At 53.4% G+C, this 22,608-nt stretch carries 20 protein-coding genes and 1 pseudogene; 13 read left to right on the top strand and 8 right to left on the bottom strand.

Going from position 1 to position 22,608, the window contains the following annotated elements:
* Positions 1–23: 23 nt before the first annotated feature.
* The 3 genes from VOI14_RS13270 to VOI14_RS13260 form a co-directional block, all read right to left on the bottom strand.
* Entirely contained in the window at positions 24–947 is a 924-nt protein-coding gene (locus VOI14_RS13270; protein ID WP_323752524.1) for a M14 family metallocarboxypeptidase, read from the bottom strand.
* Between the two features lie 39 nt (positions 948–986).
* On the bottom strand, positions 987–2,126 hold the full coding sequence (locus tag VOI14_RS13265) for a PQQ-dependent sugar dehydrogenase (RefSeq protein ID WP_323752523.1): 1,140 nt from the start codon (positions 2,124–2,126) through the stop codon (positions 987–989).
* A 74-nt stretch (positions 2,127–2,200) separates the two neighbouring features.
* Positions 2,201–2,614, bottom strand: a complete 414-nt coding sequence (locus VOI14_RS13260; protein WP_323752522.1) for a hypothetical protein — start codon at positions 2,612–2,614, stop codon at positions 2,201–2,203.
* 170 nt (positions 2,615–2,784) lie between these two features.
* Between VOI14_RS13260 and VOI14_RS13255 the strand changes: the two genes are divergently transcribed.
* The 3 genes from VOI14_RS13255 to VOI14_RS13245 all read left to right on the top strand — a co-directional run bounded on the left by VOI14_RS13255 (position 2,785) and on the right by VOI14_RS13245 (position 5,592).
* Positions 2,785–2,961 (top strand): DUF6435 family protein, encoded by a 177-nt coding sequence (locus VOI14_RS13255; RefSeq protein WP_323752521.1) that lies wholly within the window; start codon positions 2,785–2,787, stop codon positions 2,959–2,961.
* Positions 2,962–3,070: 109 nt separating this feature from the next.
* The gene (locus VOI14_RS13250; protein ID WP_323752520.1) at positions 3,071–4,555 is read left to right on the top strand and encodes a hypothetical protein; all 1,485 of its coding nucleotides are present in this window, start codon (positions 3,071–3,073) and stop codon (positions 4,553–4,555) included.
* Positions 4,552–5,592 (top strand): succinylglutamate desuccinylase, encoded by a 1,041-nt coding sequence (locus VOI14_RS13245; RefSeq protein WP_323752519.1) that lies wholly within the window; start codon positions 4,552–4,554, stop codon positions 5,590–5,592. Before VOI14_RS13250 ends, VOI14_RS13245 begins: the two co-directional genes overlap by 4 nt.
* Before the next feature lie 19 nt (positions 5,593–5,611).
* On the opposite strand, the gene VOI14_RS13240 is transcribed toward VOI14_RS13245, so the two are convergent.
* On the bottom strand, positions 5,612–5,857 hold the full coding sequence (locus VOI14_RS13240; RefSeq protein WP_323752518.1) for a DUF6868 family protein: 246 nt from the start codon (positions 5,855–5,857) through the stop codon (positions 5,612–5,614).
* 302 nt (positions 5,858–6,159) lie between these two features.
* Here VOI14_RS13240 and rlmF point away from each other — a divergent pair, with 302 nt between their 5' ends.
* Entirely contained in the window at positions 6,160–7,089 is a 930-nt protein-coding gene (gene rlmF / locus VOI14_RS13235) for a 23S rRNA (adenine(1618)-N(6))-methyltransferase RlmF (protein WP_323752517.1), read from the top strand.
* A gap of 28 nt (positions 7,090–7,117) precedes the next feature.
* On the opposite strand, the gene VOI14_RS13230 is transcribed toward rlmF, so the two are convergent.
* Positions 7,118–7,417, bottom strand: coding sequence for a hypothetical protein (locus tag VOI14_RS13230; protein WP_323752516.1), 300 nt, complete (start codon positions 7,415–7,417; stop codon positions 7,118–7,120).
* A gap of 72 nt (positions 7,418–7,489) precedes the next feature.
* Positions 7,490–7,711, bottom strand: a pseudogene (locus VOI14_RS15645) (GDCCVxC domain-containing (seleno)protein).
* 385 nt (positions 7,712–8,096) lie between these two features.
* On the opposite strand from VOI14_RS15645, the gene VOI14_RS13220 reads away from it, so the two are divergent.
* Complete coding sequence (locus VOI14_RS13220) at positions 8,097–10,160, top strand: putative bifunctional diguanylate cyclase/phosphodiesterase (protein WP_323752515.1); 2,064 nt, start codon at positions 8,097–8,099, stop codon at positions 10,158–10,160.
* Between the two features lie 48 nt (positions 10,161–10,208).
* Here VOI14_RS13220 and VOI14_RS13215 read toward each other — a convergent pair whose 3' ends face one another.
* Positions 10,209–10,919, bottom strand: coding sequence for a FadR/GntR family transcriptional regulator (locus tag VOI14_RS13215; protein ID WP_323752514.1), 711 nt, complete (start codon positions 10,917–10,919; stop codon positions 10,209–10,211).
* Between the two features lie 341 nt (positions 10,920–11,260).
* Here VOI14_RS13215 and VOI14_RS13210 point away from each other — a divergent pair, with 341 nt between their 5' ends.
* From VOI14_RS13210 to VOI14_RS13190, 5 genes are all read left to right on the top strand, one after another.
* Positions 11,261–11,983 (top strand): ribonuclease activity regulator RraA, encoded by a 723-nt coding sequence (locus VOI14_RS13210; RefSeq protein ID WP_323752513.1) that lies wholly within the window; start codon positions 11,261–11,263, stop codon positions 11,981–11,983.
* A 170-nt stretch (positions 11,984–12,153) separates the two neighbouring features.
* Positions 12,154–13,068 (top strand): tripartite tricarboxylate transporter substrate binding protein, encoded by a 915-nt coding sequence (locus VOI14_RS13205; protein WP_323752512.1) that lies wholly within the window; start codon positions 12,154–12,156, stop codon positions 13,066–13,068.
* A 60-nt stretch (positions 13,069–13,128) separates the two neighbouring features.
* Positions 13,129–13,587: a tripartite tricarboxylate transporter TctB family protein gene (locus tag VOI14_RS13200; RefSeq protein ID WP_323752511.1), complete on the top strand. Its 459-nt coding sequence runs from the start codon at positions 13,129–13,131 to the stop codon at positions 13,585–13,587.
* A gap of 3 nt (positions 13,588–13,590) precedes the next feature.
* Positions 13,591–15,120, top strand: a complete 1,530-nt coding sequence (locus VOI14_RS13195) for a tripartite tricarboxylate transporter permease (RefSeq protein ID WP_323752510.1) — start codon at positions 13,591–13,593, stop codon at positions 15,118–15,120.
* Positions 15,121–15,231: 111 nt separating this feature from the next.
* The gene (locus VOI14_RS13190) at positions 15,232–16,809 is read left to right on the top strand and encodes an aldehyde dehydrogenase (NADP(+)) (RefSeq protein ID WP_323752509.1); all 1,578 of its coding nucleotides are present in this window, start codon (positions 15,232–15,234) and stop codon (positions 16,807–16,809) included.
* Between the two features lie 111 nt (positions 16,810–16,920).
* Here VOI14_RS13190 and VOI14_RS13185 read toward each other — a convergent pair whose 3' ends face one another.
* A complete protein-coding gene (locus VOI14_RS13185) occupies positions 16,921–17,139 on the bottom strand; it encodes a VF530 family protein (RefSeq protein ID WP_323752508.1) in 219 nt (72 codons plus the stop codon).
* Between the two features lie 235 nt (positions 17,140–17,374).
* Here VOI14_RS13185 and imuA point away from each other — a divergent pair, with 235 nt between their 5' ends.
* From imuA to VOI14_RS13170, 3 genes are read left to right on the top strand one after another with little or no spacing between them, the layout of a single operon-like run.
* The gene (imuA, locus tag VOI14_RS13180) at positions 17,375–18,064 is read left to right on the top strand and encodes a translesion DNA synthesis-associated protein ImuA (RefSeq protein ID WP_323752507.1); all 690 of its coding nucleotides are present in this window, start codon (positions 17,375–17,377) and stop codon (positions 18,062–18,064) included.
* A 4-nt stretch (positions 18,065–18,068) separates the two neighbouring features.
* Complete coding sequence (locus tag VOI14_RS13175; protein WP_323752506.1) at positions 18,069–19,487, top strand: DNA polymerase Y family protein; 1,419 nt, start codon at positions 18,069–18,071, stop codon at positions 19,485–19,487.
* Positions 19,487–22,603, top strand: a complete 3,117-nt coding sequence (locus VOI14_RS13170; protein ID WP_323752505.1) for an error-prone DNA polymerase — start codon at positions 19,487–19,489, stop codon at positions 22,601–22,603. Before VOI14_RS13175 ends, VOI14_RS13170 begins: the two co-directional genes overlap by 1 nt.
* Positions 22,604–22,608 lie beyond the last annotated feature (5 nt).

The raw sequence follows: 22,608 nt of genomic DNA, 5'->3' as shown, positions 1-22,608 counted from the left end.
TTCCCTCCTCGAACGCCATGTCCTTAATGGTGCGTGAGCGCGTAATCAATTCCAGCACACACGGCGGCAACCTGCGCTGCGTTGCATTGCTCGGGAGTCGCACGCGGGCTGTCGGGATAGACCTCGGTCGTGGTTCTGTAGGGGGCGCTCGTGATGCTGGCACACAAACCCAGCTGTTTCAGTGGGTATTGGATAACGCCTTCCGAAGCCACAGGCGAACCGAAAATCTCACCTCTGTCATCGGCTGGAGCAATATGTGTGATCTCTTCCACCGTTTCGATGATTGCCTGCTGAAAGTCAGGTTGAGGACTCACACTATCATCCACCAAGTAAAAGCCGTCGGGGATATCACCCGGTTCGAACGGCTGGCCGTCTCGTGCTGCCAAGGCGGGGCGAAACTCGCTCTCATCCGTATCAGTGGTCTCGTGCAGGTCCATATGTAACCGCACACGATCGCGAATTGGCGCTATTAATTGCATAAGCGCCGCTGATTCTTCCGCGGGACTGTTTTCGTGGAACGAGCGGTTCGGATCGACCGCGTTCGGGTTCCAACGATGGATACGCTCGTATGCCCAAGGGCTAACACAGGGAGCGACCAGCAAGTTAACGCGGCCTGCATAATCCGCCGCACGCTGCTCAACAAACTGCAGCGCGCCGTGTACACCACTTGTTTCGTAGCCATGAACCCCGCCCGTTATCAGCACAACCGGCAGATCATCACGCCAATCGCGACTGCGGATCGCCATCAGCGAATAGCGCTCAGTGCCGTAGTCCAAACAACCGTACTCTTCAACGTCAAAGCCCAGGCGCAAGCGCTCGACCACACCCAACACCTCGGATTCGTAGCTGCGCTGGCGTGACTGTTGCGACAACCACTTCGCGCGCTCCTCATCGCCCCAAGGCTTGCCGGGTTTGCCGATTGGATAGAATGCGGTGGCTAAGTTCATATCGCTTTTCTCCAGTAATCATCGATGCGATCGGCGATTCTAGCATTCACAGGTGAGCCGAAGCAGACGACCGCCAGCCCCATCTTCAAGAACCCAAAGTGCACCTTCAGGCCCAAGCTCAACCTCTCGGATACGCTCCCCCATGGAAAAACGCTCTGCTTCTTCGGCCTCCTGACCATCAATTCTGATTCGCACCAGAGACTGTGATCGAAGCCCGCCAATAAAAGCCTGCCCCTGCCAGTCGGGAAACATAGAACCGTAATATAGCGCCAGCCCAGACGGTGCCACTGTTGGCACCCAGTAGATCTCCGGCGCATTAAATTCAGGGCGCGTATCATGATCAGGAATGGGGAAGCCGGAGTAATGATCCCCCCAGGAAACGATGGGCCAACCGTAATTCTCGCCCGCCAGGGTCAGGTTAAATTCGTCGCCGTGTCTGGGGCCCATTTCGTGGGTCCACAGCTGCCCCTGTTTGTCGAAAGACATTCCTAACAGATTGCGGTGCCCCAGCGACCAGAAGGTTTTCGCAAGCTCTCCCCTATCCTGAAACGGATTATCAAGTGGAACGGAGCCGTCCGCGTTTATCCGAATAACCTTACCCAAATTTTGATCCCACCTTTGAGCCGGCTTCAGCTTTTGCCTATCACCAGAGGTGATAAACAAATGCCCCTCCGGGCCGAATGCCAGCCGGTGAGAGTAATGCCCCGTACCTGAAACTTTGGGGGTTTGCTGCCAGATGACTTCGAGGTCTTCAAGTGTTGGCGGTTCAGCCTCGAGGTTCAAATAGGCCCGGGCAACAACGGCCCCTTGTTGCCTCCCGGCACCCTGCTCCGCGTACGATAGATAAACCCGGCGGTTGTCCGCATAGTCAGGATGAAGAATCACGTCCCCCAGACCGCCCTGACCACCATATGCCACCTCTGGCACGCCTTGGATAGACACTCTCGCGCGGTCTTTCAAGCGAACCAAATACAAAGCCCCGGATTTTTCAGTGACGAGGAGATGCCCATCCGGCAGAAAAGTCATGGCCCAGGGTTCATCGAAATCACCATAGCTCTCGGCCATTAGCTTCGAACCTGCACTGCCTTGAATCACATTAGCTGCAGGCTCAGCGTAGGTATGAAAGGACAGCAAAACCGCTATCAGGGATAGGTAAGGTATGAATCGCGATGGTTTCATCATTCGCTCCATTTCGAAGACAGCATTGAATCTCAAAATATCTGAAAACTTGCCCCAGCGCCCTTATCTCAAGTTTAGCGCGTTGTTACACGCAAACCCCAGATGGATAGAGTTACTGCAACAAGCGATGTAAGCGCAACGCTGATCAATAGAACTGCAACAATGAGTTCCGCGCCACCTCCAGCCTCGCGCCCCGCCGAAGAGATCGGTGTCATTTGGCCCGCACCGCTGAATGCACCAACCAAGCAACCCAGCCAATTTGCGTAACTCGAGTAGACCCACATGCAATACATAGTTTTGGATAGAGCTTCAGGAAGCTTAAAAACTGGCCAAACCGCACCAATGGCAATGAGCAGAGCACCACTCAGCAATCCGATGGTATGAGAAGAAAGACCAAGCCTCGGAATCTGCATCTGGGGCAGAAGAAGACCAGTTATTAGAGCTAGTAGGATAAGAACGAAACCATGACGGATGATCCTGCGATTCATAACCTAATCCTCCTGAAAGACGCCCAGCGACAGCTGGCATGTAATGCTTTAGAGTATAGGTGAAAGCGTATTCCTCATTCCTTGCCTATATTCAACGCCATCCGCTGTTAATGACCTGTTTCGACAAACTCCCCGTATAAACCCTGCATCGCACACGAGTGGAGATATCCATGTTTTCCTTTTTTAAGAAAGACCCAGCTAAAAAGCTCAAAAAACAACACTCAATACTGCTCGAGAAAGCCATGCAGGCCCAAAGAAAAGGTGATATCAGAACTTACTCTGAGCTCTCAGCTGAAGCTGCTGAAGTATTAAGCCAAATACAACACCTTGAACCGCCCAAAACCTAACGTCAGTAAAGTTCACAGTGTAGGCGAGGCAAAAAACAGTCGGCAGGGCTGGTGCCGCGCCCACCTTCCACTATTATCAAGGTAGGCTCGCGTTTGAGGCGACGTTACTGTGGGACTGTCGATCAACAAGTCGGAGTTTACGGCGGAAGAATTTGAGCGTTTTGCGGCCAAGGTTCGGATGGATCTGACAGCACTCTCTGGCCTTCTGAGCTGGCCCGGCTTTGGTGAGGGCGATAGCTCCATCGGCGCTGAGGTTGAGTTCTACATCGTCAATTCTGACCTGAACGTTCAGCCCATTAACACAGAAATCACCGCCCGCGTTAAAGACCCCCAACTAACGCTTGAGCTCAACCGGTTCAATCTTGAATACAACCTCAGCCCTCAAGCTTTCAAAGGCACTCCGTTTACCAGAACAGAGCAAGAACTGCTCGCGGCCATTCAACGAATCAATCGGCACGCCTCACCATTAGGTGGAGAACTGGTACCGATCGGCATTCTGCCCACACTCCGCCAGTCCGATACGGGCCCGGAGGCGATGACCGACGAACCCCGCTACCACGCTCTATCCAAGGCGCTGGTGAAGCAACGGGGTGAGCCATTCAGCATCCACATCAGTGGCGACGATGCCATCAATCTGGCAACCGACGACGTCACCATGGAAGGGGCGAACACCTCATTCCAGCTACATTGGCGTGTCCCCGCCCGTCGTTTCGCCGATTACTTCAATGCGATCCAGCTGGTTACGCCAATTGCCCTGGCCCTGGCCAGCAATTCACCCAGCCTGTTTGGCCACCGCCTCTGGGACGAAACCCGCATTGCCCTGTTCAAACAATCCATTGACAGCCGCTCCTCCAGCCATAAAACGTGGCGCCATCCGCCCAGAGTCTTTTACGGCAACGGCTGGGTACACAGCGCCTGGGAATTGTTTGCGGCGTCCGCATCGTTATACCCCCCCATCATTCCATTGATGTCAGCGGAGGATCCGATGGCCGTGATGGCTCGAGGCGAAGTGCCGGAACTGGCCGAACTGCGCCTGCACCATGGCACCACCTGGCCCTGGAACCGGGCCATCTTTGATCCCGCGGAGGGTGGCCACCTGCGTATCGAGCTTCGCTTCATGCCCGCCGGCCCGACTCCCGTAGATATGTGTGCAAACGGACTGTTTGTAATCGGAGCGGCATTAGCTGTGCTCGACGATATTCATCATCTAACGTCGATCCTGCCCTTCAATTACTCCGAACACAATTTCTACCGCGCCGCTAAATATGGCCTGGACGCAGACATCGTTTGGCCACACAAAGATCAGGTTCAGTTGCAAGATACCCCGCTGTTAACCGTGGCCCGTGCGCTGCTGCCGCTCGCCCGTGAAGCATTGAAAAAAACAGCCGTGGACGAAGCCGAAATTCACCGCTTGCTGGGTATCATCGAAGGCCGAATTACTACCAACATGACCGGCGCCCGTTGGCAGCGCCACATCACCGAATCTTTGCTGCAGTCTCTGAGCCCCGATGAAGCATTCCGAAGTATGCTGGCCCTTTACATGGCCAACCAGAAGAAAAACATCCCGGTCCATGAATGGTCTCTGTCACCATGAGCACATCAAGCTGTCTTGATTATCTGCATGACCCATCCCCCCGGACACTGGGGCGCTCCCCACTAGAGTGGCTGGAGCGGCTACAGCGGCCGACAATTGTTCAGGTTGCAGGCCGCGATCGCTCTCGAACCCGCGCCATGGCCACACTGCTTCACGGCAATGAGCCTTCGGGACTGTTTGCGCTTCATCGGTGGCTGCTTGAGCAGCACACACCCGAGGTCAACATGCTGTTCCTGCTGGGAGGCGTCTATCCCGCAAAGCGGCCTCCGATACTGTCGCACCGTCAGCTGCCCAATGGGCGTGATCTTAACCGGTGTTTCCAGGAACCCTTCAAGGATAAAGAGGGAGCGATCGCCGAGGCCATACTGGCAGAGCTTCACAAGGCGAAACCTGAATGCCTGCTGGACATGCACAACACCTCCGGCACCGGCCCGGCCTTCGCGGTGACCATAACCAATGATGCCGCTCATCAGGCGCTGACTTCGCTGTTCACCGACCGTCTTATCATGACGGATCTTCGTCTGGGTGCGCTGATGGAATACTCGGAGCAGGAAGTACCCACAGTGACCATCGAGTGCGGAGGTTCACAGGACGAACACGCCCATCAACTGGCATACGAAGGGCTCGTTCGGTATACCTTGAGACCAGACGTTTTGTCGCTGGAAAAAGCGGAGTGGAACGTCGCCGTCATGCGCAATCCGATTCGTGTGGAATTGGCTGCTGACGCGACCATTGAATATCGCCTGGAGCCCAGTGGTCAGACTGACCTCACGCTTCCGCCCGATATCGAACGGCGCAATTTCGGAATTGTTTCCCCGGATGAACCGCTCGGATGGATTGAACAAAAAGACCTCAGCATACTCACAGCGATCGGCCACAACCGGACCGAGAACATGGAACAAGTGCTGAAAATCAGGGATGGAAAAATTTACCCCGCCCAAGCAATCAAACTCTTCATGATCACCACCAACCCAGCAATTGCCAAGAGTGACTGCCTGTTCTACGCCGTCAAAGAAACCGGCGACCCGATTTTCTAAACCTGAAGCGCGTCAGAAGTTATCCCATAATTTTCAGAGCAATGTATGGTGCCACAATAAAAACCAATGTCATGATTTTGTAAGTGCTCAGAAAGTCAAAATACTTAGAGTCTAAATCTTTCTCATCGACCCTAAACATTTTTCTATGAATGGAAGCTAATCCTTCCCTCATAAAGGCAACAATTAGTGTCGCCAAAAGCAGATAAGCAATATTTATTACAGATGCCCAGCCCAACAACTCAGTTAATTGTGGAAGTGTGATCATAACTTACCCCATGCTGCAGGACGGACATTAATATGTGTGTCATACGGATCAGCAAAGTACCCTGCGGATCACCGACTAAATTTACCCGTTTTTCGGTCGCCAGATCAGCCTCAACGTAGGAAGCTATTTGTTGTAAAACCCCGTCGTATAAAGACCTTCTTACAGGAGTATACGAGGCTTTTCAGTGCAGGGTATTCCCCCACACACCAATGTTGATATGCCCAACACATCCATTAAGATTATAATGCCGCTCAAAGTCAGACCCAGTCTACGTTTAAACTCCAAACCCCGGGCCGATTACTGTGAGCACCCTGCATCGAACCAAAAAACAAGCCAAACCCGTTCGCAAGAACCTGCACCCGAGGAATATCCACAACCAAGGCTACGACTTCCCCGCTCTGGTAAAAAGCCACCCGGCATTAGCACCTCATGTAAAACCGAACGCTCACGGCAACCTGTCCATCGACTTCGCAGATCCGTTAGCGGTAAAAACGTTCAACGCCGCGTTACTAAACCGGTATTACAACGTTGTCGACTGGGATATCCCGGAAGGTGCGCTTTGCCCTCCAATCCCCGGCAGGGCCGACTACATGCACTATGTGGCTGACTTGCCGGGGCTTGAAAACCCCAATATCAAGATGCTCGACATAGGCACTGGCGCGAATGGCGTCTACCCGCTACTGGCCTGCCAAATTTACGGCTGGCAGTGTGTCGGAAGTGACATCAACATTCCGTCGCTGGAAAACGTTGCCAAAATCATCGCCCACAACCCCGCACTCAAAGACCGGATTACGCTGCGTACGCAGCATGATAAAAACCACATTTTTGAAGGCATTATTCAGACTGGGGAGTTCTTTGACGTCAGCGTATGCAACCCACCCTTTCATGCTTCGCTTGATGAAGCCCTCAAAGGTAGTCAGCTTAAGCTTAACAACCTTGCCCGTAGCCGCGGTGAGCAAAAAGCAAACACCCAATCCCCTACTCTGAATTTTGGCGGCTTAGGTGCGGAGCTTTGGTGCAAGGGGGGCGAACAGCTGTTCCTTAAAAAGCTCATTAAAGAAAGTCAGCTGTATGCCACTCAGTGTCGCTGGTTTACCAGCCTGGTTTCAAAGGCAGACAACGTTAAGCCGGCAAAGAAGCTGATTCGTAAGCTCGGGGCAGTGGATATCCGGGAAATAGAGATGGAACAGGGAAATAAGGTGACGAGGGTGTTGGCCTGGACATTCATCTGACCGCCCGTATCTTCATTCAGCTAATCAATCACCAGTTAATGGAGGAAAAAACCACAAACAACACTATGTAGTTGAATGCCGAAATGAATTTAAAACGTGTTGGCAAGTTATTTTTGAAAAAATAGAAAGTAGTCAAAAACACAAAAGCCATACATGGAACGACAACCAAGAGAATCGCAAACCCTCGAGCCATACCAGCACCGGCAGGGTCATTACCTGTGCTGTAATCTTCAAAAAATGTCGTAAATATTAAAATCCAAGCAATTGCTTGCAATACAAGAATTACAAATGCTTTACGAGGTATATTTGAACCTTCATTAGTTTCCATTTTGACTCACTAACGCTTGGCACAGCAGCGTCAACTCAGTGGTTTCCAGCGGCCGCGCACTGCTGCAAATTGTTAATGGCCAGGACGACAACACCCTGACCCTTTCTGAATTGGTGGGCACGCTACTGTGCCGTATGAGCAAAAAACACATCAGTCTCCCTGCTTGGGCTTCAATAAACTACCGCAAGATTCACACTCATAAAAATACTGGCAGGAATCAGTGGGCATAGTTTCCACTTTCTCGTAGCCACAGTTTGGACATTTGATCGTCGATTCCAGAACTATATCAGCCATAACCCTAGTCCATAGTGCGAGGAACCAGAATACGAAACTCGCAGATTGTTCAGTGTCGTTCGGGAAGAATAGCTGATTGGAATGAACATTTGGAAGCAACTCCCGGGTAGCCGGTGGTAAAACGCCAGCTGAAGCTCCCCCGCAACGATTCGGCATTCGTTGGCCATTTCGAGGTGAGAAGTGAAGAGGCGAATCGCCTCTAGTGTCCGGCACCGAATCCATTCGAAATGTCATTCCGGAAAAAACCGTCCACACGCAATAAATCAAATTAACACTTCCTGAACATCCACGCCTTACAATAAGATAGGCTCCTCAAATCAATGATGAACAAGCGATTTTTATAGCGGCACCTGAATTGCTCCACCTCACACAAAATAGGTTTTAGATGTTAGTCAGCAGTTACAACGGAGGTTTAGTTGCCTGTTCCATCATAGTTGCCATTCTTGCTTCCTACACCGCCCTGAATATGGCCAGTCGTGTTTCCAACGCCTCGGGTAGAACGGCTTCGCTGTGGCTGATTGGTGGTTCGTTCGCCATGGGGTTTGGCATCTGGTCGATGCATTTTATCGGCATGCTTGCCTTTAGCCTTCCCATTGATCTGGGCTACGACGTTCCTTTAACCCTGCTGTCGCTGCTCATTGCCATTGCCTCATCTGCGCTCGCACTTCACCTGGTGTGTCAGGACAAACTACCTTGGGTCCGCCTATTGTTCGGCGGCATTCTGATGGGGCTAGGCATCGCTTCCATGCACTATACCGGCATGGAAGCGATGCTCATGCATCCTTACATTTTTTATGTTCCCTGGCTGGTTGTGCTATCCGTCATTATCGCCATTATTGCCTCCCTGGGAGGCCTTTGGCTGGCCTTTCGCCTGCGTCAGGAATCCAGTCGGGCAAAGTTTAGCCGTATAGGTGCAGCTCTGGTCATGGGCTGTGCCATCATCGGAATGCACTACACGGGAATGGCCGCCTCCAAGTTCCCGCTCAACAGTTTCTGTGGTGCAGCGAACAGTGGTATCGACACAAAATGGCTAGCGGTGTTAGTCATCATTGTGAGCCTCGCGGTGTTTGCCATTGCCCTTATTGTGTCCATGCTTGATGTACGCACCAGCCGACTGTCCAACTCGCTTGATGACGCCAATAACGAACTACTCAAACTGGCCCTGCATGACAGCCTGACCCACCTGCCAAATCGCGCCCTGCTGGGTGACCGGCTAGAACAGGCAATACATCGAGCCGAGCGAAACCACAGCGAATTTGCAGTGCTCTTTCTGGACCTGGACGGTTTCAAGGCGATCAACGACATGCACGGGCACCATGTGGGCGACCTCTTGTTAAAAGAAGTCTCGCTCCGCCTTCTGATGAGTAAGCGTGAAGGGGATACAGCAGCAAGGCTGGGAGGGGACGAATTTATCCTGTTGCTGGAACCTGGCACACCCGAGAATTCCGCCATTGTTGCCCAGCGGTTGATTGATTCAATCGAACAGCCTTTTGAGACCGCGAATACTCTCCTTCAAATATCAACCAGTGTCGGTATCGCCCTTTACCCGCAGGATGGTCAAACCGAACATGAGTTGATGGTCAACGCCGACGCAGCCATGTACCACGCGAAAAAGCAGGGTCGCAACGGCTACTGTTTTTTTGAACACGGTATGAATGCCAATGTGCACCTGCAAATGCAGATGCAACAGAACCTGCGACACGCTGCCGAGCGCAACGAATTGGTTTTGCATTATCAGCCCAAAATCATCGCACCAAATGGCCCCATGACCGGCTTGGAAGCATTACTGCGCTGGCAAAGCCCTGACCACGGCCTCCTACCACCCGATCGCTTTTTGCCATTGGCCGAGAGCTCAGGGCTGATCGTACCCATTGGCAACTGGGTCATCAACGAAGCTTGCCGACAGATGAAAGTCTGGTACGACCAGGGCCATCGTGACTGGAGCGTGGCGGTGAACCTCTCTGCTGTGCAACTGGAGCACGACAGCCTGGTGGAAGTGGTTCGTTCTGCGTTAACCCGACACTCGTTGGCATCCTCGCACCTGGTGCTTGAGATTACCGAATCAACGGCCATGCGCGATGCCGAAATCAGCCTGAAAGTGTTGAACAAACTGTCAGCACTTGGCGTATCTATTTCCATCGATGACTTTGGCACAGGCTATTCAAGCCTACTCTACCTGAAACGCCTGCCGGCCAATGAGCTGAAAATCGACCGCGGTTTTATTACCGAACTGGCTCAAGGCAACGATGATGAAGCGATCATTCAGGCAATCATTGCTCTGGGTAAAACACTGGGAATGGAGATTGTCGCAGAGGGTGTTGAAACCCCGGAACAACAGGAACTGCTCACTCGGCTGGGCTGCCATACCCTACAAGGATATCTGTTAGCCAAGCCCTGCCCGCCCGACATCTTGATCGATACAATGACCGGACTGGCCAAAGGCACCTAACCAGCTCTCGCTAATACTTAACGTGGAGGGGAACGGCCACAGAACCGATTAGTCGTCGGTTCCCTCAAACATCCGAATGCGGGCACTATTAAGGTGTTTCTTCATCGCTAGTTCTGCATTTTCAGCATCACCATCGATGATATGCCTCAGAATCGTATTGTGCTCTTCCTGAACAAGCGCCATGCGATTAGCGTCAGACGATTGCAACGACAACGTGCGGGTGATGTTCATTCCCTCTTTAATATTCTCCCGCAGTGACTTCATCACCGTCGAGTAATACTGATTATTAGCGGCCTCGGCAATGGCGAGGTGGAACTCGAAATCCTCGTCACTGGCAATGGTATTCAGCCTGTTGGCCTCATCAATTTTTTCAGCGGCGGCAACAATACGGGCAAGCTGATCAGGCGTACGACGCTTAGCGGCCAAACCTGCTGCACTGCCTTCAAGATCAGTGCGAAACTCAAAACACCGTTGAATACCCGCAATGCTGGAAATCTTGGAGAATGAAAGAACCGCATCATCCGGACGCTTAATCACGAAACTACCTGACCCCCGCCGCGACACAATCAGGTTGTCTTCCTTGAGTCGCGTTAACGCCTCTCTCAGCACAGGCCGAGAAACGCTGTATTTTTCGCACAGCTTGGCCTCGCTAGGGAGCTTCTCGTTCGCCGGATACTCGCCACTGATGATACCAACCAGAATTTTCTGGTATGCCACGGATGAAAGCGACCGACTGATCTCGTGTTTTTGCATCTGCATAGTTATAGAACCAAAAACAGGGTGGAAAACGCCATGATAGACAACTTTTTACAGCTCTGGCGGCCATTTTAATTAACCACTCACTTAATAGAAGCCAGCAGTTTTGACGCCATCAACGTCTTTATTATTGGTAAATTGGCGCAAATTTCGCCGAACTTTATCACTTTAAATGATTTTTCCGCAAGCAAATTCCCTGACGCCTACTGCTCCTTAAAGCCCTCTTATCGACCATTGTCTAGTAAAACATTACAAACGCAACAAAGTTGTAAAAAGTTGTTTGATTTGTAAATTCCCATAACGTAAAGTCTGGCACGTATTCAATTTGATTAAGGTGTATGTGCATGACAACAAATACTCAATATATGCAGATAAATCAGAAAGTTATTGACGACCTTCGCCGCGTATCGACAGCAACGCTGCACACAGCTCTTTTCAAGAGAGGCTTGCGTAACACCTACATCCAGGGCGTTAGCCTCATCAACAAGCAAAAACTAAAGATGGTCGGCCAGGCATTTACCCTGCGCTACATCCCCGCCCGTGAAGACCTTGATACCGTTGCGGCGTTCAAAAGTCCTGAGCACCCTCAGCGCCTTGCCGTTGAAACCGTTCCGGAAGGCATGGTGCTGGTTTCTGACTGCCGACAGGACGCATCTGCTGCCTCTGCCGGGAGCATCCTCCTCACTCGACTGGAAGTTCGCAAATGTGCAGGATTTGTTTCCGATGCCGGCATCAGAGATTTCAGCGACGCGTCTGAGATGAACCTGCCGATCTTTTGCGCCAAACCCAGCGCCCCAACAAACTTAACCAAGCACCACGCTGTTGATCTACAAGTACCGATTGGTTGTGGCGGCGTAATGGTTAATCCTGGTGATGTGTTGGTCGGCGATGGCGACGGCATCATCGTTATCCCTCAGGAAATTGCGCAGGAAATTTCCGAAGAAGCGCTAGCGATGGAGCTCTTCGAAGATTTTGTGCTCGATAAAGTTCGGACGGGAAGCAAAGTCATCGGACTGTACCCTCCCAACGAGGCAACTCTGGAGGAGTACAACAGCCAAAAGGCATAAGGCATAAGGCAAGTGAGGTGGGAACAAGAATCCACAATGATCGTCACACCTCGCTCTTCATTGATTGCTGTCAGAATTGAATGCCTATAAAAAACAATCAAATAAAAAGAGACGAAGCCATGATATTGAAAAATCTAAAAAAACAACTCCTTTGCGTTATCGGAGCCTGTTTGCTCACCACAACCGTAGCTGCAGCCGATTACCCTTCCCGCGATATTCGTCTGATCGTGCCCTGGCCAGCCGGCGGTGGCGCCGATGCCATATCACGAAAGCTTGGCAACATTACCGAACAGAACCTCCCGGTTTCAATTTACGTCGAAAACATCGCCGGTGCCGTAACCGCTTCTGGCTTGATGCAGATGATGCGTGCTCGTCCAGACGGTCACACCATTGGCGTTCTGACCTACGACAGCGTAATCACGCTTCCCCGCGGCAAAATGGTTCCAGGCTACTCGCTGGATAACATGACTCCGATTGCCCGGATCACAAGCGAAGCCGACGCAATAGTGGTGTCGGAACAGTCTGGTTTTACCAGCTTCGAGGAACTGATTGAAGCCGCCAAAGCAAAACCCAATAGCGTCCGGGTGGGCGTTGCACCCAGAGGGTCCGGGCCCTTTCTTGCCGTTCGTCGCCTTGAGCAACAGGCAGGCGTTAAGTTTAACGTTATCACCTACCCTGGATCCTCAAGCGCTGAGGCCGAAGCCCTGCTGTCCGGAGAATTGGATGCAGCGATTTCAAGCCTGGGTGACTTCAGCGGGGTCATAGAATCTGGCGATGTAAAAGGCGTGGTGGAACTGTCATCGATGCAGAATCCATCGTTTCCTGATGTGCCCCCCATCAGCACTCTGGGCTACGACTTGGAGACCGGAAGCTTCATCTTGCTGGCTGCACCGAAGAACACACCGGACGAAGTCATTGCTTCACTCGAAACGTCGTTCAAAGATGCCTTTGAAAGCGAGGAGTTTCAAACCTGGGTAGAGGGTGTAGGCGTAACACCAAACTGGCTGGGCGCCAATGATGTGCAGGCGTGGATTGATGACCGGCAGTCTGAAACGTTCAAAGTTATGGACGAACTCGGTCTATAACGATGCGGCGCACATCCCCCTGCAATGCTGACAGGGGGATGATACCCAGAGGTGCATGATATGTTTTATTTATATAAAAAAATCATCTTTCAGTTTTTAGTTTTTATTGTTTCTGTCGGATATCTCGTCACTGCTTTCAATATCGGAAATCCAATGTTGGACGGCCAACTTCAGGCGTCTTTTTTTCCGCTGATCATTGGCTCATTTGCCGTGCTGTTCAGTGGAATACTCCTTTTCAAGGAATGGGCTCTTGTAAAAAACAAAGCGGCGGATCCAGGTGATGACAGCAGCCCATACACGGCCCCAATCCTTGTTCTTCTGATCTTCATTTACATTCTTGCCTTTTCAGCGATCGGGTATTTCATCCCCTCAACACTGTTTGTTTTTTCAATGATCCTGTTGTTTTCCGAAAAGAAAAAAATTGTCCAAAAGGCCGTCATTTCAATCGTGATCGTCACTTTGGGGTATCTCGTTTTCGAACTACTTTTCGGAGTTAGGCTCCCGACCTTGAGGGGTTAACTTATGGAATTCATTACACTTGTAGCCGGCAGTTTCTCAACGCTGCTCAACCCCATGGTACTGGCCTACGTAATCGCAGGCTTTATCATCGGCACTATCTTTTCCGCCATTCCAGGCTTGACCGCAACCTTGGCGCTGGCTCTGTTATTACCACTGACCTACAGCCTGGATGTCACCATCGCGTTGATGGCCTGCGCCAGTATTTATATGGCGGGTATGTGTGGCGGCAGCATCACAGCGACCACCATTAATATCCCCGGGGCGCCCTCATCCATGATGACAGCCCTGGATGGCTACCCACTGCAGAAACAGGGCAAAGGCGCCCTGGCTCTGGGGCACGCAGCCATTGGTTCAATGGCCGGCGGGGCGATAGGCGCTATGCTGCTTATTGGTCTGGCGCCCTTCATTGCAGAGGCATCGTTGCTGGTACAGACCACCGGGAAGTTTTCATTGTTAGCGTTTGCCATGATAGTTATCGTCATCGCGCAACGCGGCAAGGTTGTTAAAGCTGCCATGGCCGCATGCATTGGTTTAATGCTGGCGACCATAGGCCTGGATGCTATGGAGCCCGTTACCCGCTTCACCTTCGGATTCAGCAGCCTCACCGCAGGCATCGACCTGATGCCGGTCATTATTGGCACCTTTGCCATCAGTGAAATTCTGATGCAGGCCGGGGCAGCAAAAGAAGACCGAAAAACGACCGAAGCCATAAGCGCGGTTAAAATCAGACGCCGCGATTTCATCCCCCCACTGTCGTCCATTCGTGAAATCGGCCTTATCTGCTACATCAAGTCGTCGTTGATTGGCTATTCGGTCGGAACTTTGCCCGGCGCAGGTGGGTCGATGGGCAGCTTTCTGGCCTACGTCGAAACAGTACGCACCTCACCGAACCCCGAAAGCTACGGTAAGGGCAACCCTAAAGGGATTGCGGCCTCCGAAAGCGCCAACAATGCAGTTTGCGGTGGCGCCTTGGTTCCTATGCTGACATTCGGTATTCCGGGTGATCCGATTACCGCCATCATGCTCGGCGTTCTGGTGATCAACGGCATTCAGCCAGGCCCTCAGTTGATGGCAGGACAAGCTGATTTGATTGCGCCGGTGCTCGCATCACTCCTGTTCAGCGCGGTGGTGTTGATTCCATTAACACTGTTCCTGCTGGGGCCCTATTTCATCAAGATTGTTTCGATCCGTAAGGACGTACTCTATGGCGCTATTGCCCTTCTTGCCGTGGTCGGCAGTTACGTAGCCACGTATTCAACCTTTCAGATGATGATGGCGTTGGTATTGGGTGTGCTGGCGTACTACATGAGAAAGAATGTTTTCCCGGTGGTCACCATGCTGCTTGGCTTTATTCTTGGCCCGAATCTGGAAGAGTTTTTGCGCCGTTCCCTCGCTCTTTCCAACGGCAACCCAATGACATTCTTCACCAGTCTGGACAGCTTGTTCTTTGTCATTCTCACACTGATTTTCGTCTACTTTCTCGCAATCAAAAAGCCACTCCAAAAACCTACCGGTGCAGCTCAAAGCGCCTGAGTAAGTTATTTAGCCCGCCCTACCCGTCAGCACAAGCCATCGGATAGGGCTAATTGTCGATACGTTAGGATCCAATCCTTTTTCTGTTATATGCAACGTAGGAGCAAGAATATGCAACCCAAAGGTCAGCAACTGATCGGCCAGGATACTTTTTTCGCAACAGGTGCTCCCATTCAGGCAGTCAACCCTGCCACCGGTGAGCGCCTTGAGCCGGCATACCCAAGCAGTGGTGCCGCCGAGGTCGATCGTGCGTGCGCGCTAGCCGACTCGGCAAGCGTCGAGTTTCGAACATCATCACTGCAGCAGCGTGCGACTTTTCTGGATACCATTGCAGATCAGATAGAAGCACTCGGCGATGAACTGATCCAGCGCGGGATGCTCGAATCCGGCCTTCCGCGGGCACGCTTGGAAGGTGAGCGGGGCCGGACCTGCGGCCAATTACGCCTGTTCGCCTCCGTGGTGCGCAAAGGTGAATGGCTGGATGTCCGCATCGACCCGGCTTTGCCAGAGCGTAAGCCTTTACCCCGAGTCGATTTGCGCCAGCAGCATATCGCTCTAGGCCCTGTTGTGGTGTTCGGTGCCAGCAACTTCCCGCTCGCATTCAGCGTTGCCGGTGGAGACACCGCGTCGGCCCTGGCAGCGGGTTGCCCGGTCATTGTTAAGGGACACTCCGCTCACCCCGGCACCTCCGAGTTGGTCGGCCGCGCGGTGCAAACCGCAGCCAGGCAGTGCGAAATGCCAGAAGGCGTGTTCTCACTGCTGTTTGGTTCCGGCAACGAGATCGGTCAGGCGTTGGTCTCAGACCCACGGATCAAAGCCATCGGGTTTACCGGCTCACGCCGTGGCGGTATGGCATTGATGGCGACGGCTCAGGCTCGTCCTCAGCCGATTCCTGTTTATGCCGAGATGAGCAGTATCAATCCGGTATTTTTATTACCCGAAGCTCTGCAATCACGCAGCCAGGCGCTGGCGGAGGGATTTGTCGGTTCCCTAGCGATGGGAGCTGGTCAGTTCTGCACCAACCCGGGCCTGGTCATTGCTGTACGCAGCCAAGCACTCGATGAATTCGTGGCAGCAGCCAGCAAAAGCATCTCCGCTGTGGCAACCCAGACCATGCTAACGCCAGGCATCCATGATGCCTATGTGCAGGGCGTCAAAGCACTGTCTGACAATGACAGTATTCGCTCACTGGGCAACGGCGAGACTAGCGAAGCGCCAAACCAATGTCAGGCCTTCCTGTTCACCACTTCTGCCGAAGCGTTTATCAGTGACCATAGCCTTCAGGATGAAGTGTTCGGCGCCTGCTCCGTCGTGATTGAATGCGACGACATGGCACAAGTGAAGCGTATTGCAGAAAAACTGGAAGGGCAGCTCACGGCTACCATACAGATGGATGAAGGTGACATTGAGCAAGCCAAGGTACTACTTCCCACTCTGGAGGAAAAGGCTGGCCGGGTGATGGCCAATGGCTGGCCAACTGGCGTTGAGGTATGCCACGCAATGGTTCATGGCGGGCCCTTCCCGGCAACTTCAGACTCACGTACCACCTCCGTTGGCAGTGCCGCAATTCATCGCTTCTTGCGCCCGGTTTGCTACCAGAACCTTCCTCAGGCGCTGTTGCCTGAAGCTCTCCGTGACGGTAATCCGCTGAATATTTCTCAGCTAGTGGACGGCAAACGAATCGTTTAAAAGCATTCGCAGCGAGGCTTGCCCCACAAGTCTCGCTGCTCATTATTCACACAAACCAAAACCCTGCGCTTATACAAGCGCGGTGACCAAGAATTTCAACGCAGCTTTCATTTAAGAAAAGGTTGAGATATACAAAGCTTCAACCTTGTCCCTGGCCCACTGGGTTTTGCGCAGAAACTTCAGCGAAGACTTGATTGACGGATCGCTCTTGAAGCAATTTATGTTGATCCTTTGGGCCAGTCCATCCCAGCCATAATGCTCCTGCAGCCTTTTTAAAACTTGCTCAAGCGTAATGCCGTGCAAGGGATTATTCGGTTGCTCATCGCTCATATTATAAAGACACCATTGGTTAGTTCCGGTTTTCTCAAGATAGGTGTGGTCAAAATAACACACTGAGCATGCCTGCTGCTGGCCATCAACAATACGAGGCCGCCCAAAAGCCGACAATTGCCAACCGTTTTCAGTCCAGACGAAGCGTTTTTAGAACAAAACATTCACGCCACTCTGTTGAAATCCTGCCCGCTTAAGAATACTGTACATATAAACAGTATTGAGAGATTTTCCCATGAGCGAATTGCTGAGCAACCTTCTTCAGGATGCCCGTGTGTGGCAGGGCCACCAGCACAAGAAGACAACCCAGCCGGCGGAACCCACCGGGTATCAGTCGCTGGACAATCAACTCGGCGGTTTGGGATGGCCAAAGGGCGCGTTGAGCGAATGCCTGCTGGATACCTGTGGTATCGGCGAGCTGCACCTGGTGTTGCCGCTCATGCAGCGGGTGTCCAGCGAGGGCAAAACCATCTTCTGGTTAAACCCGCCACACACACCCTACGCCCCTGCTTTGGCCCGGGAGGGGGTTAATCTGGACCATGTGGTAATGATCACTACTCAAGACCAAAACGACTTTTTGTGGACACTCGAAAACTGTCTTCGTTCTCCCGTTACTGGGTTGGTGCTGGCATGGCCGGGCACACTGGCCAGTCGGGATGTTCGCCGGTTGCAGCTGGCTTCTGAGGCTGGGGGGAATGTGTGCGTGCTTTTCCGAAGCCGCCGCCATGTCGATCAGAACTCTCCGGCCGCTTTACGGCTGGAGCTTGTTCCGAGTGATCGCCAGGAACTTAAAATTAACATCATCAAGCGCCGTGGTAGCTGGCCCGGCCAACGTTGCTCACTGGCGATGGGGCACCGGGCAAATCTTGTCTGTCACGACTCCCCCCGCGTGATTCAAGGGCCATGGGCCGAGGCGGCTCGGTAACCTTATGCTCTGGCTATATCTGCACTTTCCACACCTATTGCTGGATCACATCCAACGGAATCAAAATTCCGGGGGTGCTTTGGTGATTGTGGATGGCGCAGGGCAAAGCGTTACTCAAGCCTGCGCAGCCGCTAGGGATCTAGGCATTGAGGTGGGCATGCGCCTGAAAACCGCTCTCGGTCTGGCGCCCAATCTGCACATCATGCAAGCAGAGCCGAAACAGGAAGCCTGGCTTCTGGAAGATCAGGCACGCTGGCTGTATCACTACGCCGCACACATCACCTTGTCGCCACCCGATGGTCTTTGGGCGGAAGTCAGCAGTCTGCAAAAGTTGTATGGCGGCCTACCGGCCATTTGGCAAACCGTAGAACAGGCGTTAACCGAACGTCAGCTCACTGCTTGGATCGCCATTGGCCACACACCACTGGCCGCCCGCTTATTAGCCCTCACAGGCAAAGGCGAATGCACCGCAGACAAAGGCCATATCTTGACGGCGCTTAGCAACTTACCGCTGCAGACCGCCGGTTTTGATAAGAAGTCCTGCACTCGTCTGCAACGTTTGGGGCTTAGCGCTCTTAGCGATGTGTTCGCCCTACCCGCTCCAGAATTAGCTCGACGGTTGTCACCAGAACTTCTGAGCACGGTGCAGAAAATCCAGGGCACCCGTGCAGACCCCAAAGCACCTTGGCAGCCGCCTCATACATTCAGGCATCGGGCGGATTTCATTCAGGAGGTAGAGCATACTCAGGGGCTGTTGTTCTCATTGCAGCGCATTCTGGCAGAACTTGAGGAAGACCTCTGCTGGCGCCAGCAAGATACCGACACCCTGCTACTCACGCTGCAACATCGGCATCGGGAATCAACACGGCTTCGAATCCGAACCACGGGGCCAGAACATCGGGCCGACGTGTTTTTAAAGCTGATCCGCTTGAAGCTTGATCAGCAACCCTTGAGTGCACCGGTTATTGCGCTCACGTTCACAGTCAAGCGATTTACCGGCCGGGAGGCGCCAACGTGTCAGGATTTGCTCGGCGAAACTCAGGATCTGAACGAGGCCTGGCACACGCTGATCAGCCGGCTTCAGGCCCGACTGGGAGATCAGGCGCTGAAACAACTTGCACCTTCCGAGGACCACCGGCCGGAATGCGCCTGGTCTGCCAATGAAGTACGCCAACCCACCCAAAAACGTTCGGCGGCGTCAGCCCCCCTTCCCCATCGCCCCTTGTGGCTGTTGAAAGGCCCCAGGCCTTTGGACCAAACACCCACGCAGTGGCACTCCGGCCCGGAACGCGTCAGCAGTGGTTGGTGGGATGGCCAGCGAGTTCACCGGGATTATTACATCGCTCAATTACCGAGTGGTGAGATGGCCTGGGTATTCCGTGACCATCAAGATGGGTGGTTCATTCATGGGTGGTTTGGCTGATGGCTATGGGCTATGCGGAACTGTTCTGCTTCAGTAATTTCACCTTTCTGACCGGGGCATCGCACCCCCATGAGTTAGCCGAACGGGCTTTGGAACTAGGCTATAGCGCCATCGCGATTACCGATGCCTGCTCAGTAGCCGGTATCCCCAGAGCCTGGGCCGCGCTGAAAAACAGCCCCGTGAAACTCATTACCGGCAGTTGGTTCGAGCTGGATGATGCACCCACCAGCTCGGCCATTCCGCGTTTTGTCCTGCTGGCAAAAGATCGTCGGGGTTATAGCCAGTTATGCAAACTGATCACCACGGGCCGGCGCCGCGCCGAAAAGGGTCATTATCAGCTCTTCGCGCGCGACATCGAAACCCACGAATTGGATCACTGCTTTTGTCTGTGGCTACCTCCCAAGCAGGAAAATGTCACTTTCTCTCAAGCCAGCGCTTGCGGTGAATGGCTGCTACGGCTGTTCGAGCAGCGGTTTCGGATTGCCGCCAACCGCACTCTGGAGGTGGGCGAAGAACAGCAATTAGCGCGGGTTCGTGAATTGGCCGACCACTTACGCTGCCCGGTGGTCGCCACTGGCGAGGTACACATGCACAGCCGGGAGCGGCAGCCCTTGCAAGACGTACTCACCGCCCTGCGCAACCACAAAACCTTGGAGAATGCCGGGCTCTGCCTGTTTCAGAACGGTGAGCGCTACCTCCGCCCGCTCTCGGTGCTGCAAAAACTATTTCCGGAAAGCTGGTTGCGCGAGGCGGTTCAAATCGCCAACGCCTGTCAGTTCGAACCCGGCAGCCTGCGCTACGAATACCCGCCCGATTTAGTGCCCGCCAACGAAACACCTGCCGGCCTTTTGAAGCGCCTGACACAGGAAGGCGAACGCCGCCGTTACCCCAACGGCACGCCTTTGCAAGTTCAGGCGTTGATTCGTAAAGAGTTAGGGCTGATCTCGGAAATGAAGTACGAGCACTACTTCCTGACCATCCACGACATAGTTGCGTTTGCCCGAAGCCAAGGCATTTTGTGCCAGGGGCGAGGTTCTGCGGCCAACTCGGCGGTCTGTTACTGCTTAGGTATTACCGAGGTAAATCCGGCCAAAGTTGAGCTGCTGTTTGAGCGCTTTATCTCGAAAGATCGGGACGAACCGCCGGATATCGATGTGGATTTCGAGCACCAACGGCGCGAAGAGGTCATCCAGTATATTTACCAACGCTACGGTCGCGAGCGAGCAGCACTGGCCGCAACGGTGATTCGTTACCGGCCCCGCAGTGCCATCCGAGATGTCGGCAAAGCTCTGGGCTTTGATGCCGCTTTAGTGGAAAAGCTGCTGGACGGTATCGACTGGCGCGACAAGACCACCAACTGGCGCCAGCAGATTCTGGATAAAAGTCTGACTCAGAACCCACATGTGGCCAACCAATTTTTTACACTGGTGAACACCTTACTGGGTTTTCCCCGGCACTTGTCCCAACACGTCGGTGGCTTTGTCATTAGTGCAGGGCCGCTGTCGGAACTGGTGCCGGTAGAAAACGCCGCCATGCAAGAACGCACCGTCATCCAATGGGACAAAGAGGACCTGGAAAGCCTCGGGCTAATGAAGGTAGATGTCCTCGCCCTTGGCATGTTAACCGCCATCCGAAAGGCTCTGGAGTTGATCAGTTCGGAAAAAGGCACCCCCTTTACCATTCAGGATGTCCCTCAAGAAGATCCCGACACCTACGCCATGCTGCAAAAAGGCGACAGCATCGGAGTGTTTCAGGTGGAGTCCCGCGCTCAGATCAATATGCTGCCCCGGCTGAAGCCCGAGACTTACTACGATCTGGTCATCGAAGTCGCCATTGTCCGCCCGGGCCCGATTCAGGGCGATATGGTGCACCCTTACCTGCGCCGAAAACACGGACTGGAGCCTGTAGAGTTCCCCAACGATGCAATTCGTCAGGTACTGGAGCGCACGCTGGGGGTCCCCATTTTCCAGGAACAGGTGATCAAACTGGCCATGGTGGCAGCCGGTTTTAGCGCCGGTGAAGCCGACAAACTCCGTCGCGCCATGGCCGCCTGGAAATCCGATGGGGACCTCTCCCCATTCCGAGACAAGCTGATCAACGGCATGTTAGAACGTGGTCACGATCCGGAATTCGCCGAGCGCCTGTACCAGCAAATATGCGGCTTTGGCGGTTACGGATTTCCGGAATCCCACGCCGCCAGCTTTGCCCTGCTGGTGTATGTCTCCGCATGGATCAAGCGCCACCATCCGGCCGCATTCTACTGCGCCTTACTCAACAGCCAGCCCATGGGGTTTTACTCCCCAAGCCAATTGGTGCAAGACGCCCGTCGCCATGGCGTAACCGTTCTGCCGCCCGACGTAAACTTCAGCCATTGGGAGCACACACTGGAAGAGCAGCCACAACACCTGCGTTTGGGCCTGAGAATCGTACAGGGCCTGTCCCGCCAAGGTGGCCAGCGCATTCACGAAAACCGACCGCAGAACGGCTACCGTTCCGCCAGCGAACTGCGCACTGGCGCCAGCCTGAATCAACGGGACATGGAGTTACTGACCGGCGCCAACGCCATGGCCGGCTTCACCGATAACCGTCATCAAGCCTACTGGCAATTACTGGAATACGAAGAACCTCCAGCACTGTTTGCCCAAGAGCCCGAAGCGGATTACCAGCCCGAGCCTTGCAACCAGTTACCCACCCCCACGGAAGGCCAAAATGTACTGGCCGACTACCGCAGCCAAGGCCTGACACTTCAAAGACACCCTCTGGCTCTGCTTCGCGAACAAGGCCATCTCCGGCACTGCCTAACCGCAGAACAACTTAAGGCCACCCGCCCCGGCATACCGGTACAAGTAGCCGGCCTGATCACCGGCCGTCAGCGGCCAGGCTCAGCTGCTGGCGTCACTTTTGTCACCCTTGAAGATGAAACCGGCAATATTAACGTCGTCGTCTGGTTGGCAACCGCCCGCCAACAACGCAAACCGCTACTCACCGCGCGACTATTACATGTGAAAGGGGTTATCGAAAAAGAGGGGGAGATCGTCCATGTGATGGCTGGAAAGCTCTCGGATTTGAGCCACCTGATTAACTCGTTGCCGGTCAATTCCCGGGATTTTCACTGAACACA

This window comes from Marinobacter sp., assembly GCF_034669625.1.
Taxonomy (GTDB): Bacteria; Pseudomonadota; Gammaproteobacteria; order Pseudomonadales; family Oleiphilaceae; genus Marinobacter.
The sequence above is the reverse complement of the archived record's forward strand: the minus strand, read 5'-3'. Positions and strand labels throughout refer to the sequence as shown.

Excerpts from the sequence above, each read along its gene's own strand:
- imuA (WP_323752507.1), top strand. The coding sequence starts at position 17,375 with ATGAGCGAATTGCTGAGCAACCTTCTTCAGGATGCCCGTGTGTGGCAG.
- VOI14_RS13260 (WP_323752522.1), bottom strand. The coding sequence starts at position 2,614 with ATGAATCGCAGGATCATCCGTCATGGTTTCGTTCTTATCCTACTAGCT.
- VOI14_RS13240 (WP_323752518.1), bottom strand. The coding sequence starts at position 5,857 with ATGATCACACTTCCACAATTAACTGAGTTGTTGGGCTGGGCATCTGTA.
- VOI14_RS13190 (WP_323752509.1), top strand. The coding sequence starts at position 15,232 with ATGCAACCCAAAGGTCAGCAACTGATCGGCCAGGATACTTTTTTCGCA.
- VOI14_RS13170 (WP_323752505.1), top strand. The coding sequence starts at position 19,487 with ATGGCTATGGGCTATGCGGAACTGTTCTGCTTCAGTAATTTCACCTTT.
- VOI14_RS13230 (WP_323752516.1), bottom strand. The coding sequence starts at position 7,417 with ATGGAAACTAATGAAGGTTCAAATATACCTCGTAAAGCATTTGTAATT.
- VOI14_RS13220 (WP_323752515.1), top strand. The coding sequence starts at position 8,097 with ATGTTAGTCAGCAGTTACAACGGAGGTTTAGTTGCCTGTTCCATCATA.
- VOI14_RS13270 (WP_323752524.1), bottom strand. The coding sequence starts at position 947 with ATGAACTTAGCCACCGCATTCTATCCAATCGGCAAACCCGGCAAGCCT.
- VOI14_RS13175 (WP_323752506.1), top strand. The coding sequence starts at position 18,069 with ATGCTCTGGCTATATCTGCACTTTCCACACCTATTGCTGGATCACATC.
- VOI14_RS13265 (WP_323752523.1), bottom strand. The coding sequence starts at position 2,126 with ATGAAACCATCGCGATTCATACCTTACCTATCCCTGATAGCGGTTTTG.
- VOI14_RS13195 (WP_323752510.1), top strand. The coding sequence starts at position 13,591 with ATGGAATTCATTACACTTGTAGCCGGCAGTTTCTCAACGCTGCTCAAC.
- VOI14_RS13210 (WP_323752513.1), top strand. The coding sequence starts at position 11,261 with ATGACAACAAATACTCAATATATGCAGATAAATCAGAAAGTTATTGAC.
- VOI14_RS13255 (WP_323752521.1), top strand. The coding sequence starts at position 2,785 with ATGTTTTCCTTTTTTAAGAAAGACCCAGCTAAAAAGCTCAAAAAACAA.
- VOI14_RS13245 (WP_323752519.1), top strand. The coding sequence starts at position 4,552 with ATGAGCACATCAAGCTGTCTTGATTATCTGCATGACCCATCCCCCCGG.
- VOI14_RS13185 (WP_323752508.1), bottom strand. The coding sequence starts at position 17,139 with ATGAGCGATGAGCAACCGAATAATCCCTTGCACGGCATTACGCTTGAG.
- VOI14_RS13200 (WP_323752511.1), top strand. The coding sequence starts at position 13,129 with ATGTTTTATTTATATAAAAAAATCATCTTTCAGTTTTTAGTTTTTATT.
- VOI14_RS13215 (WP_323752514.1), bottom strand. The coding sequence starts at position 10,919 with ATGCAGATGCAAAAACACGAGATCAGTCGGTCGCTTTCATCCGTGGCA.